Annotated in this window: 14 protein-coding genes and 1 pseudogene; 12 read left to right on the plus strand and 3 right to left on the minus strand. The window is 72.0% G+C overall.

The window, feature by feature from the left end; genetic code table 11:
* Positions 1–82 precede the first annotated feature (82 nt).
* The 3 genes from prcB (at position 83) to pafA (ending at position 3260) form a co-directional block, all read left to right on the plus strand.
* Positions 83–937: a proteasome subunit beta gene (gene prcB, locus GEV10_10780; protein ID MQA78943.1), complete on the plus strand. Its 855-nt coding sequence runs from the start codon at positions 83–85 to the stop codon at positions 935–937.
* Positions 938–974: 37 nt separating this feature from the next.
* The gene (prcA, locus tag GEV10_10785; GenBank protein MQA78944.1) at positions 975–1808 is read left to right on the plus strand and encodes a proteasome subunit alpha; all 834 of its coding nucleotides are present in this window, start codon (positions 975–977) and stop codon (positions 1806–1808) included.
* 93 nt (positions 1809–1901) lie between these two features.
* Complete coding sequence (pafA, locus tag GEV10_10790) at positions 1902–3260, plus strand: Pup--protein ligase (protein ID MQA78945.1); 1359 nt, start codon at positions 1902–1904, stop codon at positions 3258–3260.
* 22 nt (positions 3261–3282) lie between these two features.
* Here the strand turns inward: pafA and GEV10_10795 are convergent, their stop codons facing one another.
* The gene (locus GEV10_10795; GenBank protein ID MQA78946.1) at positions 3283–4041 is read right to left on the minus strand and encodes an SDR family NAD(P)-dependent oxidoreductase; all 759 of its coding nucleotides are present in this window, start codon (positions 4039–4041) and stop codon (positions 3283–3285) included.
* 71 nt (positions 4042–4112) lie between these two features.
* On the opposite strand from GEV10_10795, the gene GEV10_10800 reads away from it, so the two are divergent.
* From GEV10_10800 to GEV10_10810, 3 genes and pseudogenes are all read left to right on the plus strand, one after another.
* A complete protein-coding gene (locus GEV10_10800) occupies positions 4113–4976 on the plus strand; it encodes a LysR family transcriptional regulator (GenBank protein MQA78947.1) in 864 nt (287 codons plus the stop codon).
* A 94-nt stretch (positions 4977–5070) separates the two neighbouring features.
* Positions 5071–6155: pseudogene (locus GEV10_10805) on the plus strand (ionic transporter y4hA).
* Between the two features lie 72 nt (positions 6156–6227).
* Entirely contained in the window at positions 6228–6698 is a 471-nt protein-coding gene (locus GEV10_10810) for a hypothetical protein (protein MQA78948.1), read from the plus strand.
* Here GEV10_10810 and GEV10_10815 read toward each other — a convergent pair.
* Positions 6676–7926, minus strand: coding sequence for a DUF3866 family protein (locus GEV10_10815; protein ID MQA78949.1), 1251 nt, complete (start codon positions 7924–7926; stop codon positions 6676–6678). The two genes, GEV10_10810 and GEV10_10815, sit on opposite strands and share 23 nt — an antisense overlap.
* On the opposite strand from GEV10_10815, the gene GEV10_10820 reads away from it, so the two are divergent.
* From GEV10_10820 to GEV10_10845, 6 genes are all read left to right on the plus strand, one after another.
* A complete protein-coding gene (locus GEV10_10820) occupies positions 7838–8794 on the plus strand; it encodes a WYL domain-containing protein (protein ID MQA78950.1) in 957 nt (318 codons plus the stop codon). The genes GEV10_10815 and GEV10_10820 overlap by 89 nt on opposite strands.
* Positions 8791–9768: a WYL domain-containing protein gene (locus GEV10_10825; GenBank protein ID MQA78951.1), complete on the plus strand. Its 978-nt coding sequence runs from the start codon at positions 8791–8793 to the stop codon at positions 9766–9768. Before GEV10_10820 ends, GEV10_10825 begins: the two co-directional genes overlap by 4 nt.
* A gap of 122 nt (positions 9769–9890) precedes the next feature.
* Positions 9891–10178 (plus strand): twin-arginine translocase TatA/TatE family subunit, encoded by a 288-nt coding sequence (tatA, locus tag GEV10_10830; protein ID MQA78952.1) that lies wholly within the window; start codon positions 9891–9893, stop codon positions 10176–10178.
* 85 nt (positions 10179–10263) lie between these two features.
* Complete coding sequence (gene tatC, locus GEV10_10835; protein MQA78953.1) at positions 10264–11103, plus strand: twin-arginine translocase subunit TatC; 840 nt, start codon at positions 10264–10266, stop codon at positions 11101–11103.
* A 104-nt stretch (positions 11104–11207) separates the two neighbouring features.
* Positions 11208–12080, plus strand: a complete 873-nt coding sequence (locus GEV10_10840; GenBank protein ID MQA78954.1) for a YegS/Rv2252/BmrU family lipid kinase — start codon at positions 11208–11210, stop codon at positions 12078–12080.
* A gap of 19 nt (positions 12081–12099) precedes the next feature.
* Positions 12100–14847 (plus strand): DEAD/DEAH box helicase, encoded by a 2748-nt coding sequence (locus GEV10_10845; protein ID MQA78955.1) that lies wholly within the window; start codon positions 12100–12102, stop codon positions 14845–14847.
* Positions 14848–14860: 13 nt separating this feature from the next.
* Here GEV10_10845 and GEV10_10850 read toward each other — a convergent pair whose 3' ends face one another.
* Positions 14861–15724, minus strand: coding sequence for a hypothetical protein (locus GEV10_10850; GenBank protein MQA78956.1), 864 nt, complete (start codon positions 15722–15724; stop codon positions 14861–14863).
* Positions 15725–15736 lie beyond the last annotated feature (12 nt).

The following is a 15736-nucleotide window of genomic DNA, read 5'->3' on the forward strand; positions in this document are numbered from 1 at the left end:
TCGAATCGATTGGTAATAGGGTCGTCTCACCCATCGGACCTCACCCGTGTCCCGCCCTGCGGACACGGTCGGAAGGAGTGACGTGTCGCCCTATCTCGACGGCCTGGGCAGGTTGCCGGGTGAGTTCTTGTCGGCAGGGAACTCCTCGTTCGCGGAGTTCCTCAGGCGCTACAACCCCGACCTGCTCCCCGGGCAGCGCACGTTGCCCGGCACCGTCGAGCTCACGGAGACCCGGCACGGCACGACCATCGTCGCCGCGACCCATGCCGGCGGTGCCGTCATGGCGGGCGACCGGCGGGCGACGACCGGCAACGTCATCGCACAGCGTGACATCGAGAAGGTCTACCCGGCCGACGAGTACTCGTGCGTGGGCATCGCCGGCAGCGCCGGCATCGCGCTCGAGATCGTCCGGTTGTTCCAGGTCGAGCTCGAGCACTACGAGAAGATCGAGGGCATGACGCTGTCCATCGACGGCAAGGCCAACCGGCTGTCGACGATGATCCGCGGCAACCTCGGCATGGCCCTGCAGGGTCTCGCCGTGGTCCCCCTCTTCGCGGGCTACGACGAGCAGTCGGGCAAGGGCCGCATCTTCAGCTACGACATCAGCGGGGGCCGCTACGAGGAGCACGCGTTCCACTCGGTGGGGTCCGGCTCGGTGTTCGCGCGGGGCGCGCTGAAGAAGCTCTTCCGCGAGGACGCCAGCGAGGAGGACACCGTCTACGCCGTCCTGCAGGCGCTCTACGACGCGGCCGACGACGACTCCGCGACCGGGAAGCCCGACATGACCCGCGGGATCTTCCCCAACGTGGTCTCGGTCACCGGCGACGGCTTCCGGCGATACGCCGACGACGAGATCGGTCGCCTCGTCCAGGAGATCCTGGACGACCGGATGCGCCGGCCCGACGGCCCCGCCGCGCCGTTGCGCGAGAGCGACTGACCATCCACGCGACCTAGGACCGAGGAGCGATCGAGCCGTGACGATGCCGCTGGGCTACATCTCGCCCGAGCAGTTGATGAAGGACAAGGCGGAGTACGCCCGCAAGGGCATCGCCCGTGGGCGCAGCGCCGCCGTCCTGCAGTACGACGACGGCATCCTGTTCGTCGCGGAGACCAGGTCGCGCACCCTCCACAAGATCAGCGAGATCTACGACCGCATCGCGTTCGCGGCGGTCGGCATGTACAACGAGTTCGAGAACCTCCGGCAGGCCGGCATCAAGCTCGCCGACGTCCGCGGCTACATCAACGCCCGGCGCGACGTCACGGCCCGCGGCCTCGCCAACGCGTACGCCCAGACCCTGGGCTCGATCTTCACCGACGCGCACAAGCCGTACGAGGTCGAGATCGTGGTCGCCGAGGTCGGCGCGACCGAATACGAGGACCAGATCTACCGGCTGACCTTCGACGGCTCGGTCCAGGACGAGCGCGGCTACCTCGTCATGGGCGGCATGGCCGACCAGGTGGCGTCCGCGCTGTCCGAGCACTACCAGAGCGGCCAGTCGCTCGCCGCCGTGCTGCGTGCCGCGGTGACGGCGCTCGGGAGCCAGGGGAACGGTGGCAGCCGCGAGCTGGGAGCCGACGAGCTCGAGGTGGGGGTGCTCGACCGCACCCGGCAGGGTCGCACGTTCCGTCGCATCCAGGGCGCCGCTCTCGAACGCCTGCTCGCCGAGACCGCGCAACCCGCCGAGCCCGAGCCCGAGGCCACCGACACCGACACCGACACCCAGGACGGGACGGACGAGACACCGGCGGGCGAGGACGACCAGGGTGGCGTCGACGGCGGCAACGGCACCGGCCCGACGACCTCGTAGGCGTCGCCGGCCGTCGGTCACGAGAGCGCGAAGATTCCGCCGACATCGCGTCGCCGCGCCTCACCGGTCGGTTCGACCACGTAGCCTGTGCACGTGGACAGGCGAATCTTCGGTCTCGAGAACGAGTACGGCGTCACGTGCACGTTCCGCGGGCAGCGACGCCTGTCGCCGGACGAGGTGGCGCGCTACCTGTTCCGTCGCGTGGTGTCCTGGGGGCGCAGCAGCAACGTCTTCCTCCGCAACGGCGCGCGGCTCTACCTCGACGTCGGCAGTCACCCCGAGTACGCGACGCCGGAGTGTGACGACGTCACCCAGCTCGTCGTCCACGACAAGGCCGGCGAGCGGGTGCTCGAGGGCCTGCTCGTCGACGCCGAGCGGCGGCTGCGCGAGGAGGGCATCGCCGGCGACATCTACCTGTTCAAGAACAACACCGACTCGGCCGGCAACTCCTACGGCTGCCACGAGAACTACCTGGTGGGCAGGCACGGCGAGTTCGGCCGGCTGGCCGACGTCCTGATCCCGTTCCTCGTCACGCGCCAGATCATCTGCGGTGCGGGCAAGGTGCTGATGACCTCGCGCGGCGCGCTGTACTGCGTCAGCCAGCGCGCCGAGCACATCTGGGAGGGCGTGTCGTCGGCGACCACGAGGTCGCGTCCGATCATCAACACCCGCGACGAACCGCACGCCGACGCGGAACGGTTCCGCCGGCTCCACGTGATCGTCGGCGACTCCAACATGAGCGAGACGACTGCGCTGCTGAAGGTCGGCGCCACCGACCTCGTGCTGCGCATGGTCGAGTCCGGGGTGTCGATCCGCGACCTCGGCCTGGAAAACCCGATCAGGGCGATCCGCGAGGTCAGCCACGACATCACCGGCCGGCGGCTGATCCGGCTGGCGAACGGCCGCGAGGCGAGCGCGCTCGACATCCAGGGCGAGTACTACGAGCGCGCGATGGACTTCGTCGACCGGTACGGCGCGTCCGAGACCGACGAGCGGGTGCTCGACCTGTGGGGCCGCACGCTGAAGGCGGTGTCGGGTGGCGACCTCGACCTCGTCGAGCGCGAGATCGACTGGGTCACCAAGTACCGGCTGATCGAGCGCTACCGGGCGAAGCACGGCCTCGCCCTGATGTCGCCGCGCGTCGCCCAGCTCGACCTCGCGTACCACGACGTCAACCGCAACCGCGGCCTGTACTACATGCTGCAGCGCAGGGGAGCGGTCGCACGGGTGTGCCGCGACATCGACGTCTTCGAGGCCAAGTCGGTCCCGCCGCAGACTACCCGCGCGCGCCTGCGCGGCGAGTTCATCCGCAGGGCGCAGGAGCGGCGCAGGGACTTCACGGTCGACTGGGTCCACCTGAAGCTCAACGACCAGGCACAGCGCACCGTCCTGTGCAAGGACCCCTTCCGCGCCGTCGACGAGCGGGTCGAGAAGCTCATCGCCGGCATGTGACGGCGCCGCCGCCACGCCGTCCTCACCAGGGCACCGGTCCGTCGTCGTCGAAGAACCCGCCTGTCGTGCCGTCGGCGCCGAGCGTCGCGAGCCGGACCGCGATGGCCGCACCGTCGGCGGCGGTCCTGGTGAGCGGCAGGCCGAGATGCCGGGTGAAGTCGGTGAGGCACGCGCCGGGCGCCGCGGCGTTGACCAGGATCCCCTCCGCCCGCAGGTCCTTGGCGTACTGGACGGTGAGCGCGTTGAGCGCCGTCTTGGACACGGCGTAGCCCGCGGAGGCCGGCATGCGTGACAGGTAGTGGTCCGGGTCGGTCATCTGGCCGATCGAGCCGACGTCGCTCGAGACGTTGACGATCCGCGCCGCGGCCGACCTGCGCAGCAGGGGGAGCATGGCGTTCGTGACCGCCAGGACACCGAACACGTTGGTCGCGAAGACGTCGACGACCTCGTCCGGTACGGCGGTGCTCGGCGCGAGGGCACCGCTGCCACCGGCGACCCCGGCGTTGTTGACGAGCACGTCGAGGCGGTCGACGGTGCCGGCGAGGTGTGCGGCGGCCGCGTCGACTATCGCACGGTCGGTGACGTCCAGCGTCACCGGGCGCACGTCGTGCCCGGCCGCGCGCAGCGCCGCAGCCGCCTCGGCACCGCGGACCGGGTCCCTGGAGCCGAGGAAGACGGTCATGCCGAGGGTGGCGAGCCGACGGGCGATCTCGTGTCCGATGCCCTTGTTCGCGCCGGTGACCAGGGCGGTCCGCGGGGCGGAGATGTCGATGTCGTCCATGCTCTCGACTCCATCACCGAGCACGGGCGAGAAGCCAGGACCGATCTGGTCAGGACCGATACCCTGGGGGTATGGACGACCTCGAGACGCGCGAGCTCAGGTACTTCATTGCCGTCGCGGAGGAGCTGCACTTCGGCCGTGCCGCGGAGCGTCTCGGCATCGCGCAGCCGCCCCTGTCGCGGGCGATCCAGCGTCTCGAGCGGCGCCTCGGCGTCCCGCTGGTGGACAGGAGCGGCCGCCGGATCTCACTCACCGACGCCGGCGAGGTCCTCCTCACGGACGGTCGCAGGGCGTTGGCCGCCGTGGCCGCCGCCGCTCGGCGCACGCAGCGCGCGGGCCGCGTCGCCCGCCGGCTCGTGCTGGTGATGAAGCCCAGCGGTGACGCGGGCCTGCTGCCGGACATCCTCGCGGAGTACGAACGGGAACCGGACGCGCACCCGGTCGACGTCGTCTGCCGCTTCGACGAACGCGAGGCTCTCCTGCGCGATGGCACGGCCGATCTCGCATTGCTGCACCGGCCGCGCAACGACCTGCAGGGCTTCGACACCGAAGAACTCGTGGACGAAGGCCAGGTGCTGGTCGTCTCGCGCGACCACCGGCTCGCGGGCTGGGCGAGCGTGAGCCTGGCCGACCTGGACGACGAGCCGCTGCCGGTCTGGCCGGGGCGAGGGCCATCCGACGGCCCGCCCGTCCACGACGGCGGCCACCTCGCCCAGCTCGTCGCGCTCGGCCGCATGGTCGCCGTGGTGCCCGAGTCGGCCGCCGACCAGCTGCGCCGCGACGTCGTCTGCGTGCCGGTGCGCGACGCTCCCACGACGACCCTGGTGCTGGCCTGGCCGGAGGGCACCACGTCGCTCGCGGTCGCCGCCTTCGCCCGGGCCGCGTCCCGCGTCGCGGCCCGCCGCTCGCTCTCGGCGGATTCGCGGTCGGCGTGAGACCGCGGCACCGCCGGCGTGCGGGGCTACCGGGCTGACCGTGCGTCGGCGTGGGTCGCCGGGCGATGGCGTGCCGGTCTGACACAGTGACCCCATGGCCGGCGCGACCCGTTCACCGCTGTCGTGGTGGACCGTCGTCGCCCCGCTGCTCGCGCTCGTCGTCCTCGTCCTGTGCTGGGGCAGGGACCTCGCGCCCGTCGTGGTGGGACTGGTCGCCGTGGTCCTCGCCGGGGGCGTGCTCGCGGCGGTGCACCACGCCGAGGTCGTCGCCCTGCGGGTAGGCGAGCCGTTCGGGTCGCTGGTGCTCGCCGTCGCCGTCACGGTGATCGAGGTCGCCCTGATCGTCACGCTCATGGTCTCGGCGGATCGGGGACGGAGTCGCTGGCACGCGACACCGTGTTCGCGGCGGTGATGATCACGTGCAACGGCATCATCGGGCTCTCGCTGCTCGTCGGCGCCATGCGCCACGGCACCACCCTGTTCAACGCCGAGGGCACCGGCGCCGCGCTCGCGACCGTCACCACGCTGGCCGTGCTGAGCCTCGTGCTGCCGACGTTCACCTCGCGCCCGGGGCCGGAGTTCTCGCCCGCCCAGCTCACGTTCGCCGCGTTCGCGTCGCTGGCGCTGTACGGCATGTTCGTGATCACCCAGACGGTTCAGCATCGCGACTTCTTCCTGCCCGTCGGCACCGGCGGGGCGGGGGAGCACGCGGCGCCACCGACCGGACGCGCGACGCTGGCGAGCCTCGGCCTGCTGCTCGCGGCGCTCGTCGCCGTCGTCGGCCTGGCAAAGGTCGAGTCGCCGGCGATCGAGGCCGGCGTCGGAGCCGCGGGGTTCCCGCATTCCTTCGTCGGCGTCGTGATCGCCCTGCTCGTGCTGCTCCCTGAGACCCTCGCCGCCGTCCGCGCGGGCCACCGGCAGCGGGTGCAGATCAGCCTCAACCTCGCGTACGGGTCGGCGATGGCGAGCATCGGGCTCACCATCCCCGCGATCGCGCTGGCGTCGATCTGGCTCGACGGACCGTTGTTGCTCGGGCTCGGCGCCACGCAGCTGGTGCTGCTCGCGCTGACCGTCGTGGTGAGCGTCCTCACCGTGGTGCCGGGCCGCGCCACCCGACTCCAGGGCGGCGTCCACCTCGTCCTGCTCGCGGCGTTCCTGTTCCTCGCCGTCAACCCCTGACCTCGCTGGGGACCCCGGCGAGGGCAGAGCGGGGCGACAACCATTTCGGGGTGGCGGGACGTTCTAGTGGGCATGAGTGCACATCGCGTACTTCTGCCGTTCGGCGTCGCGGTCGCGGCGTCGGCCGTCCTCCTCGCCGGGTGCGGCGGGACGGACGGGGCAGGCGGATCGGCCGACGGTGCCTCGTCGTCCGCCTCGACGTCCGTGCCGGCGACATCGGCCACCGAACCGTCGACCGGGCCGTCCGGCTCGTCGAGCGGCCCCGAGCCCAGCGAGCCGTCGCACACCAAGCCGACGGTCACCGGCAAGACCGTGACGATCACCGGCACCGCGGTCCGTGGTGTCGAGCCCGGCTGCGTGGGCCTGCGGGCGAAGGGCAAGACCTACGAGCTCGCCGGCGACGAGGCGAAGGCCCTCGCCAAGGGCGGCTCGAGCGAGAACCTCGGCAAGGTCCGCGTCACCGGCCGCCACGCGCCCAAGGGCATGGTGAGCCACTGCATGATGGGTGAGGTCTTCGTCGTCACGAAGCTGACGAAGCTCTGACGAGCGACGCCGCGTGCCGGCCGCCGGCCGCCGCGGCGAGGAAGTAGGCGCGGTCCTCGTCGAGGCCGCGTCCCATCGACGAGAGGCGCACGGGCGTCGCGCGTAGCGCCTGGTCGAGCCCGTCGACGTCGACGTCCACGATCCGGTGCCGCACGCCGAGCGTCGCCGCCTGCTCGCGTACCCGGGTGGCGAACTCGCCGGTGGGCAGCCGGGGGACCGGGATGTCGGCCGCGGCGAGCGCCACGCGTCCGTACGCGGTGAGGCTGTGGTGCGACACGCCCCGGTGCCGTTCGCGGGGGTCGGCGGCGGAGACGCGCAGCGTGCCGACAGGGCGCCCGGAGAGCGTCGCGGTGGCGTTGACCGCCTCGCCGCTGGCCACCCCGGAGAATCCCCAGCGCGTGCCCGTGCCGAGGTTGCCGGGCCCCTGGGTGACGATCGCAACGTCGACGCCGAGCACGAGGCGCGCGGCGAGCAGCCCGGTGTGCACCGTCACGGCCTCGAGGTCGCCGCCGTACGCCTGTCCGACCGTGACCGTGCCGGCCAGCCAGCCCGCGTCGCGCAGGGCCGCGACGGTGCGGGAGAACGCCAGCGGCAGGGCGCCGCCGTCGGTCATGACGTAGGCGGCCCTGAGGTCCGGGCGGTCGAGGCGGAGCGCCGCGAGGATCGCGGGCAGGGCGGAGTGGAGGTCGGCGACCACGACCGGCATCCCGCCGAGGTCGTCGGCGTCCCGCAGCACCTCGTGGTGCGCGGAGTCCTGCTCGTCGACCCCGAGGACGATCTGCTGTGACGGTGTGTAGCGGGCCTTGACCAGGTGGCCGGGCCGCGGCGGCTCGTCTGCCGGCAACCGGTCCGGCGCGGCGACCACGAGCGCGTACCCGCCCGTACCGAGGCCGAGGGCGAGGGCGCCGGTGTTGAGCACGACAGTGTCGCCGGGTCGCGGACGTCCGACGACGTCGGTGTACGCGAGCGCGCGTAGGCTGCCCTCGCCGCGGACGTCGACCTCGAGCTCCAGCGCACCCGTCCACTCGCGACGTTGCGCGACGACGAGACCGCTTCTCCACCGCACCACGCCGGAAGGGTACCGGCGTCTCGCCGCGAGCTTTGTTAGCGTCACAGTCTGCGCCGGTGGAGGGAGGGTGATGGTCGCGTCGCGGAAGAAGACCGAGCGGCTGTTCAACCTCGTCCTGTGCCTGCTCGCGACCCGGCAGCCGATCAGTGCGGAGCACATCAGGGAGTCGGTGCAGGGATACGCCGACAGCGGGCTCGACGCGTTCAAGCGGATGTTCGAGCGCGACAAGGACGAGCTCCGCGAGCTGGGCATCCCGCTGGAGACGGTGGAGGACTGGGAGGGCAACCCCGGCTACCGGATCAGGCGCGACGTCTACGAGCTGCCGGAACTGACGTTCGCTCCCGACGAGGCCGCGGTCCTCGGGCTCGCGGCCCGTACCTGGCAGCACGCCACGCTCGCGCAGGCCGCGTCGAGCGCGATGCTCAAGCTGCGGGCCGCCGGCATCGACGTCGACTCCTCGATGCCCGGCATCGAGCCCAGGGTGGGGGCACGCGAGCCGGCGTTCCTCCCGTTCTGGCAGGCCGTGCTCAACCGCTACCCGGTGCGGTTCGGGTACCAGCGGCCGTCTGCCGAGCAGCCCGCCACCCGCACGATCGAGCCGTGGGGCGTCGTGTCACGACGCGGCCGGTGGTACGTCGCGGGCTACGACCGCGACCGCGCGGCGGAGCGCGTGTTCCGTCTCGACCGCGTCGTCGGCGAGGTCACGCGCGCCGGTCAGCCGGGCACGGTCACCGTGCCGGAGGGCGCCGACGTCCGGCGGGTCGTGAGCCACTACGCCGAGCGGGCGGCGTGGCGCACCGCGACCCTGCGGGTCCGCGCCGGCGCCGGCTTCGCGCTGCGCCGGCAGTCCGCCCGGCTCGTCGAGGGTGACGGTTGGGACGAGGTCGACGTCGAGTTCACCGGCACCGACTGGTTCGGTGACATGGTCGCCGCACACGGTGCCGACGTCGTCGTGCTGGAGCCCGACGACCTGCGCAAGGCCGTGCTGGAGCGGCTCGAGGCCGTGGCGTACGGGGAGGCGCGGTGACGTCCGACACCAGCAGCCGGCGGCTCGCGCGGCTGCTCGCGCTCGTGCCTTACCTCCAGCAGCACCAGGGCGTGGCCCTGGCCGACGCGGCACGCACCTTCGGCGTGTCGGAGGAGCAGCTGATCGACGACCTCGACCTGGTGTTCGTGTCCGGGCTGCCCGGATACACCCCGGCCGACCTCATCGAGGTCGACTACGAGGGCGGCGCGATCACGATCAGCAACGCTGACACGATCGCCAGGCCGTTGCGTCTCGATCTCGGCGAGGCGGCGGCCCTCCTGGTCGCGCTGCGCACGCTGGCCGAGATCTCCGGCCTCGCCGATCGCGACGCGCTCGACCGCACCGTCGCCAAGCTCGAGCGCGCCGCCACCGACGCCGTGGGCGAGACCGGCCAGGTCGCCGTCGAGGTCGAGAGCGAGGATCGCGTCGTCCCGGTCGTCCGGCGCGCCCTGGAGGGGCAGCGGCGGCTGCACCTGTCGTACTACGTGCCGGGCCGCGACGAGGTCACCGAGCGTGACGTCGACCCGATCCGACTGCTCGTCGCCGACGGCAGGTCGTACCTCGAGGGCTGGTGCCGCAGGGTCGACGACGTCCGCCTGTTCCGGCTCGACCGGGTGGTCGAGATCGCCGAGACGGGCGATCCCGCGGAGATCCCCCCGACCGCGCAGCCGCGGGAGATCGACGAAGGGCTGTTCCGCCCGTCCATGCAGGACACGCTCGTCACGTTCGAGCTCGGCCGCGCGGCGCGGTGGGTGGCCGACTACTACCCCTGCGAGTCCGTGACGGAGAGTGAGGACGGAGGACTGCAGGTCGCACTCCGCACGCCCGACACGCGATGGGTGCGGCGGTTGGCCCTGCGGTTGGGCAGCACGGGCCGGGTGGTCGACCCGCCGGACCTCGTCGCGCAGGTCCGAGATGACGCGCGCGCCGCGCTTGCCGCGTATGAGGCACGAGACGGCCGTACCGTCAGGTAGACGCGGATCGAACGTTCGCCCTGCGTGCTGTCACTCGGCGAGGTGGGTGGGTATCGTCGGGGCGGAGTAGCATGAAGATCCGGCAATCGTGCGACCTGCGGGCCGCGAACCTGGAGGACCAGATGCCGAACATTGGGGCCCCGGAGCTCATCATCATCGCCGTTGCACTCGTCGTGCTCTTCGGCGCGACGAAGCTCCCGACCTTCGCGCGGTCGGTGGGGCGGTCGATGCGCATCTTCAAGTCCGAGGTCAAGGGCATGCAGGACGACGACGCGACCGAGGAGAAGGACAAGGACGCCAAGCCCGCCGAGTCGCCGCAGCAGCTGTCGGAGACCAAGCCCGGGGACGAGTGGCGTCCGGGGCAGTCGTCGGAGTCGGGTCAGACGCAGCGCGCCGCCGAGCAGCGTTAGGTAGGCGGCGGACCCGGTGGCCTCTCCACTCGTCCGCCTGCTCGGGGTGTTCCGCTCGCCGCGTTCGGGCGATCCCGAGGGGCGCATGACGCTCGGCGAGCATCTGCGTGAGCTGCGCAACCGGCTTGCGATCGCGCTGCTTGCGATCCTCGTGCTGACGATCGTGGCGTGGTTCCTCTACAAGCCGATCTTCGGGTTCCTGACCGGGCCGTTCTGTGAGATGTCCGGGGACGCTCAGGTGCAGCCGCCGCCGGCGGGGGCGATCGAGGACGTGGGTGGCACTCCCGGCTGTCCGCTGTACTTCACGAGCATCTTCCAGCCGTTCCTGATCCGGTTGAAGGTGTCGGCGCTGGTGGCCGTGGTCGTGTCGTCGCCGGTGTGGTTCTACCAGATCTGGGGCTTCGTGACCCCGGGGCTGCGGCGCAACGAGCGGAAGTGGTCGCTGGCGTTCGTGCTGACCGCGGTGCCGTTGTTCCTCCTCGGTGCGGTGCTCGCCTACCTGGTGATGTCGAAGGGCCTCGCCCTTCTCCTCTCCTTCGTACCGGACGAGTACGGCACGCTGATCGGCATCGATCAGTACATGACCTACACCGCCGCCATGATCGCGATCTTCGGCGTGGCGTTCGAGCTGCCGCTGCTGATCCTGCTGCTCAACCTCGCCGGCGTGCTGACGTTCGCCAGGCTCAAGCAGTGGCAGCGCCGCGCCATCCTGCTGATCTTCGTGTTCGCCGCGGTCGCCACGCCCAGCCAGGACCCGTTCAGCATGCTCGCCCTGGGCCTGTCGATGACGGTCCTGTTCGAGGCGTCGGTGCTGCTCGCGTACCTCAACGACCGGCGTCGCGGCGTCGGCAGCGTCGAGGCTGCCTACGACGAGCTCGACGACGACCAGGCCTCCCCCCTGGAGATGAACCGCACGGACGCCTGACCCGCGCTCGTGGTGAACCGGCCGCCGAACGCGACCTGAGCGCACTGGAGAAAGAGGACTGGTCACGGGCTGTCTCCCCACCGACGGGCGGATAGAGTCCGGCCATGCGTTCCGAGGCGGTGCTGCTGGTCAACCCCACGTCAGGCAAGGGCCACGGCCTGCGGGTGGCCAGGGAGGCCGCCGACCGGCTCAGGGGGGCCGGGGTGTCCGTGCGCATGGTGCAGGGTCGTGACGCCGACGAGGCGCTCGACGTGGCACGCAAGGTCGCCGGCGAGGAGCCGGAGATGCTGGTCGCGGTGGGTGGCGACGGCCTCCTCCATCTGGCGGTGCAGGCGCTGGCCGGCACCGAGGTCCCGCTCGGCCTCGTCCCCGCCGGGACGGGCAACGACGTCGCGCGGGCGCTCGACGTGCCGGTCGACACCGCCGAAGCGACCGCGACCCTGCTCGCCGGCCGGGTCCGTACGATCGACCTCGGCCGGGTGGGAGCGGAGTACTTCGCCGGGGTGCTGTACGCGGGGTTCGACTCCGCGGTCAACGAGCGCACCAACACGATGCGCTGGCCGCGCGGCCGGATGCGGTACAACGTGGCGATCGCGCTCGAGCTGCGCGCGTTCCGGCCGTTGCGGTTCCTGCTGGAGCTCGACGGTGAGGAGCGGCAGCTCGAGGCGATGTTCGTGTCCGTCGGCAACACCGGGCAGTACGGCGGGGGTCTGCGGATCTGTCCCGATGCTGTGCCCGACGACGGGTTGTTCCACGTGACGGTGATCGCGCCGGTGCCCCGTCGGGTCGTGCCGCTCCTCATGCCGAAGCTGTACAAGGGCACCCACGTCGATCACCCCGCGGTCAGCACGTACACGGCGCGCCGGGTCGGTCTCGCGTCCGCGGGGGTGCTGGCGTACGCCGACGGCGAGCGCGTCGGGCCGCTGCCGGTCCACTGCGAGGTCGTCCCGAACGCACTGCGGGTCATCACCCCTTAGTGTCCACTAGGCTGGAGCGGTGACCTCTCCCGCGGAGCGGTATGCCGCTGCCCAGCGGAGGGCCGTCGAAGCCAGGACGACGCTGGGCCGGTTCAAGCAGCTCTACGACTTCGGCCTCGACCCGTTCCAGGTCGAGGCGTGCGAGGCGCTCGAGGACGGACGTGGTGTCCTCGTGGCCGCCCCGACCGGCGCCGGCAAGACCGTCGTCGGCGAGTTCGCGGTCCACCTCGCGCTCGAGACCGGCACGAAGTGCTTCTACACCACGCCGATCAAGGCACTGTCGAACCAGAAGTACGCCGACCTCGTCCGCCGGCACGGCGCCGGCGCGGTCGGCCTGCTGACCGGCGACAACAGCATCAACGGCGAGGCACCCGTCGTCGTGATGACCACCGAGGTGCTCCGCAACATGCTGTACGCCGGCTCTGGCACGCTACGCGGTCTCAGCTACGTCGTGATGGACGAGGTGCACTACCTGTCCGACCGCTTCCGGGGCGCCGTGTGGGAGGAGTGCATCATCCACCTCCCCGAGTCCGTGCGGCTGGTCGCGCTGTCGGCGACCGTGAGCAACGCCGAGGAGTTCGGCGAGTGGCTCAAGGAGGTGCGCGGCGAGACCGACGTCGTCGTCGAGGAGAAGCGGCCCGTCCCGTTGTGGCAGCATGTGCTCGCCGGGAACAGGCTGTACGACCTCTTCGTGGACGCCGGCGAGAAGAAGGTCAACCCCGACCTGGTCAGGCTCGCGCGCGACGACTCCCGGTCGTCGCGGTGGGAGCGCGGCGGGGGACGCGGTCGCGGCGGACGCGGCCGCGGCAGGCAGCACCGCGGCGCCCGGCGGTTCCGGCCGCCGAGCCGGATGCACGTGGTCGAGCGCCTCGACCGGCAGGGTCTGCTCCCCGCGATCTACTTCATCTTCAGCCGTGCCGGCTGCGACGCGGCCGTCCTGTCCTGCCTGTACGGCGGGCTGCGGCTCAACGACGCCGACGAGGCCGCCGCCGTACGGGCGTACGCGGAGGAGCGGTGCACCGACATCCCCGAGGAAGACCGCCAGGTGCTGGGGTTCGGCGAATGGCTCGAGGGCCTGACCCGCGGGATCGCCGCGCACCATGCGGGCATGCTGCCGACGTTCAAGGAGGTCACCGAGACCCTCTTCGCGCGCGGCCTGATCAAGGCCGTGTTCGCCACCGAGACCCTGGCGCTCGGGGTCAACATGCCGGCCAGGTCGGTGGTGCTGGAGCAGCTGCGGAAGTGGAACGGCGAGACCCACGCCGACATCACGCCGGGGGAGTACACCCAGCTGACCGGGCGTGCGGGCCGGCGCGGGATCGACGTCGAGGGCCACGGGGTCGTGCTGTTCAACCCCGACCTCGAACCCGAGGCGCTCGGCGGGCTCGCGAGCACGCGGACGTATCCGCTGCGGTCGAGCTTCCGGCCCTCGTACAACATGGCGGTCAACCTCGTCGGCCAGGTGGGGCGTGACCGTGCCCGCACGATGCTCGAGGAGAGCTTCGCCCAGTTCCAGGCAGACCGCGCCGTGGTCGGTCTCGCCAGGAAGGTCAGCCGCAACGAGGAGGCGCTGCGCGGCTACGAGCAGGCGATGCACTGCGAGCTCGGCGACTTCGCCGAGTACGCCGCCCTGCGCCGTGAGCTGTCCGACCGCGAGTCGCGCCAGGCCAGGGAGTCCGCCGCCCAGCGGCGCGCCGCGGCGGCGGACTCGCTGGAGAAGCTCCGGCCGGGCGACGTGATCGTGGTGCCGGCCGGACGCCGGTCGGGTCTCGCCGTCGTCCTCGATCCCGGCAGGTCCGCGGGTCCCGACGAGCCGCGACCGGTCGTCCTGACCTCGGAGCGGCAGGTGAAGCGCCTGACGCTCGTCGACTTCCCCGTCCCCGTGGAGCCGCAGGGGCAGCTGCGCATCCCCAAGGGCTTCGACCGCCGGTCACCGCAGGCGCGCCGCGACCTGGTCGCCACGCTGCGGGCCAAGGGGTTCGACGTGACGGAGGCCAGGCAGGCCGCCCGTCGCCAACGTGACGGCGCCGATGACGGCGAGATCGGCCGACTGCGGGAGGGCCTGCGGTCCCACCCGTGCCACGGCTGCCCCGACCGGGAGGACCACGCACGCTGGGCCGAGCGGTACGCCCGGCTGCGCCGCGACACCGAGGGCCTGCAGCGCAGGGTGGAGGGACGCACCAACCTCATCGCCAGGACGTTCGACCGGGTCTGCGGCGTGCTCGACCGGCTCGGCTACCTCGTCGGCGACCAGGTCACCGCGGACGGCGAGCGCCTGGGCCGGCTCTACGCCGAGCTCGACCTGTTGACGTCCGAGTGCCTGCGTGAAGGGCTATGGACGAGCCTGTCGCCCGCCGACCTCGCGGCCTGCGTCTCCACGCTCGTCTTCGAGTCCCGGCAGTCCGACGACGCGGCGTCGCCGCGGCTGCCGCCCGGCGACGTCCGCGCGACCCTCGGCGCCATGGTGCGGCTGTGGGGCGAGCTGGAGGAGGTCGAGGGCGAGCACGGCGTGTCGTTCCAGCGGGAGCCCGACCTCGGGTTCTGCTGGGCGACGTACCGGTGGGCGTCCGGAGCGCGACTCGACACCGTCCTCGACGAGACGGGTCTGGCACCCGGCGACTTCGTCCGCTGGAGCAAGCAGGTGCTCGACCTGCTCGGCCAGGTGGCCGATGCGACCAGGGGCGGGGACGACACCGTCCACGACGCCGCGCGGGCCGCGGTCGGCGCGATGCACCGCGGGGTGGTCGCCTACACCTCCGTCGGCTGACCGGTGGTACGCGTCAGCCGGCGAGCGAGTCGTCCTCGCGTTCGTTCCTGCGCTCGGTGGGCAGCACCCGGGGCAACAGGTCGGTGTCGCTCTCGTCTGGGGCACGCCCGGTCGGGGGCGGTTGCTGCCAGTGCACCTCGCCGAACGGCGGTGGTGTCGTCTCGCGCTGCGCCTGCGGTGCCTCGAAGGCGGTGCTCTCGACCTGCTCGTGCCGGCCGTCCTGCGACGGCTCCTGGCTCCTGCGGCCCAGCGACAGCCGGGACGTCAGGACGAACGCGACACCCCCGCCGACCACGCTGACGGCCGCAGCCGCGAACCCGGCGGCAGTGTGCGGGATGACGAGATCGCCCAGCAGGGCGATGCCGCTGCCGAGGACCAGGAGCGCGACGTAGGCGGCCCCGAAGGCGAGCCAGCGCCGGTGCACCCGGTTGACGACCTGCCAGACGAGGAACGGCGCGAGGACGAGCGCCCCGCCGGCGACCGGTTCGCGCCAGTCGACGACGACGTCGGTGATCGTGAGCACGACACCCAGGACCACCGCGACGAGGGCGATGCCGGTGGCCGCCGTCATGGTCGTCCACCAGGAGGCGCGTCGATCGTCGGTGACGGTGACGGTGATGGCGGCGGTCTCCGGTGCCGGTTCGTGCGCGACGGGCGGGGCCGGTGGGTGCGGCGGTGACGCACCGGCCCAGGGAGGGGACGGAGCGTAATGGTCTGGCGGGCCCGGAGTGTGCTGGTCGGGCAGCGCCGGCGCGACGTACTCGGGTGGGGCCGGAGCGCCGTACTCGGGCGTGGGAGGCGGGCTGACAGGGGCGTCGACGTGCGGCGCGTCGCTGCGGGCGCGCCTGCCACGGGGGGCCTTGTGTCGTCCTGCCATGGCTCCATCTTG

The organism is Streptosporangiales bacterium, from assembly GCA_009379955.1.
In the GTDB taxonomy this organism is placed as follows: Bacteria; Actinomycetota; Actinomycetes; order Streptosporangiales; family WHST01; genus WHST01.

What these genes read in the sequence shown, in the direction of transcription:
- GEV10_10795 (MQA78946.1), bottom strand. Translation starts at nt 4,041, where the DNA reads ATGGACGACATCGACATCTCCGCCCCGCGGACCGCCCTGGTCACCGGC.
- GEV10_10800 (MQA78947.1), top strand. Translation starts at nt 4,113, where the DNA reads ATGGACGACCTCGAGACGCGCGAGCTCAGGTACTTCATTGCCGTCGCG.
- GEV10_10810 (MQA78948.1), top strand. Translation starts at nt 6,228, where the DNA reads ATGAGTGCACATCGCGTACTTCTGCCGTTCGGCGTCGCGGTCGCGGCG.
- GEV10_10820 (MQA78950.1), top strand. Translation starts at nt 7,838, where the DNA reads ATGGTCGCGTCGCGGAAGAAGACCGAGCGGCTGTTCAACCTCGTCCTG.
- GEV10_10815 (MQA78949.1), bottom strand. Translation starts at nt 7,926, where the DNA reads ATGTGCTCCGCACTGATCGGCTGCCGGGTCGCGAGCAGGCACAGGACG.
- tatA (MQA78952.1), top strand. Translation starts at nt 9,891, where the DNA reads ATGCCGAACATTGGGGCCCCGGAGCTCATCATCATCGCCGTTGCACTC.
- tatC (MQA78953.1), top strand. Translation starts at nt 10,264, where the DNA reads ATGACGCTCGGCGAGCATCTGCGTGAGCTGCGCAACCGGCTTGCGATC.
- GEV10_10840 (MQA78954.1), top strand. Translation starts at nt 11,208, where the DNA reads ATGCGTTCCGAGGCGGTGCTGCTGGTCAACCCCACGTCAGGCAAGGGC.
- GEV10_10850 (MQA78956.1), bottom strand. Translation starts at nt 15,724, where the DNA reads ATGGCAGGACGACACAAGGCCCCCCGTGGCAGGCGCGCCCGCAGCGAC.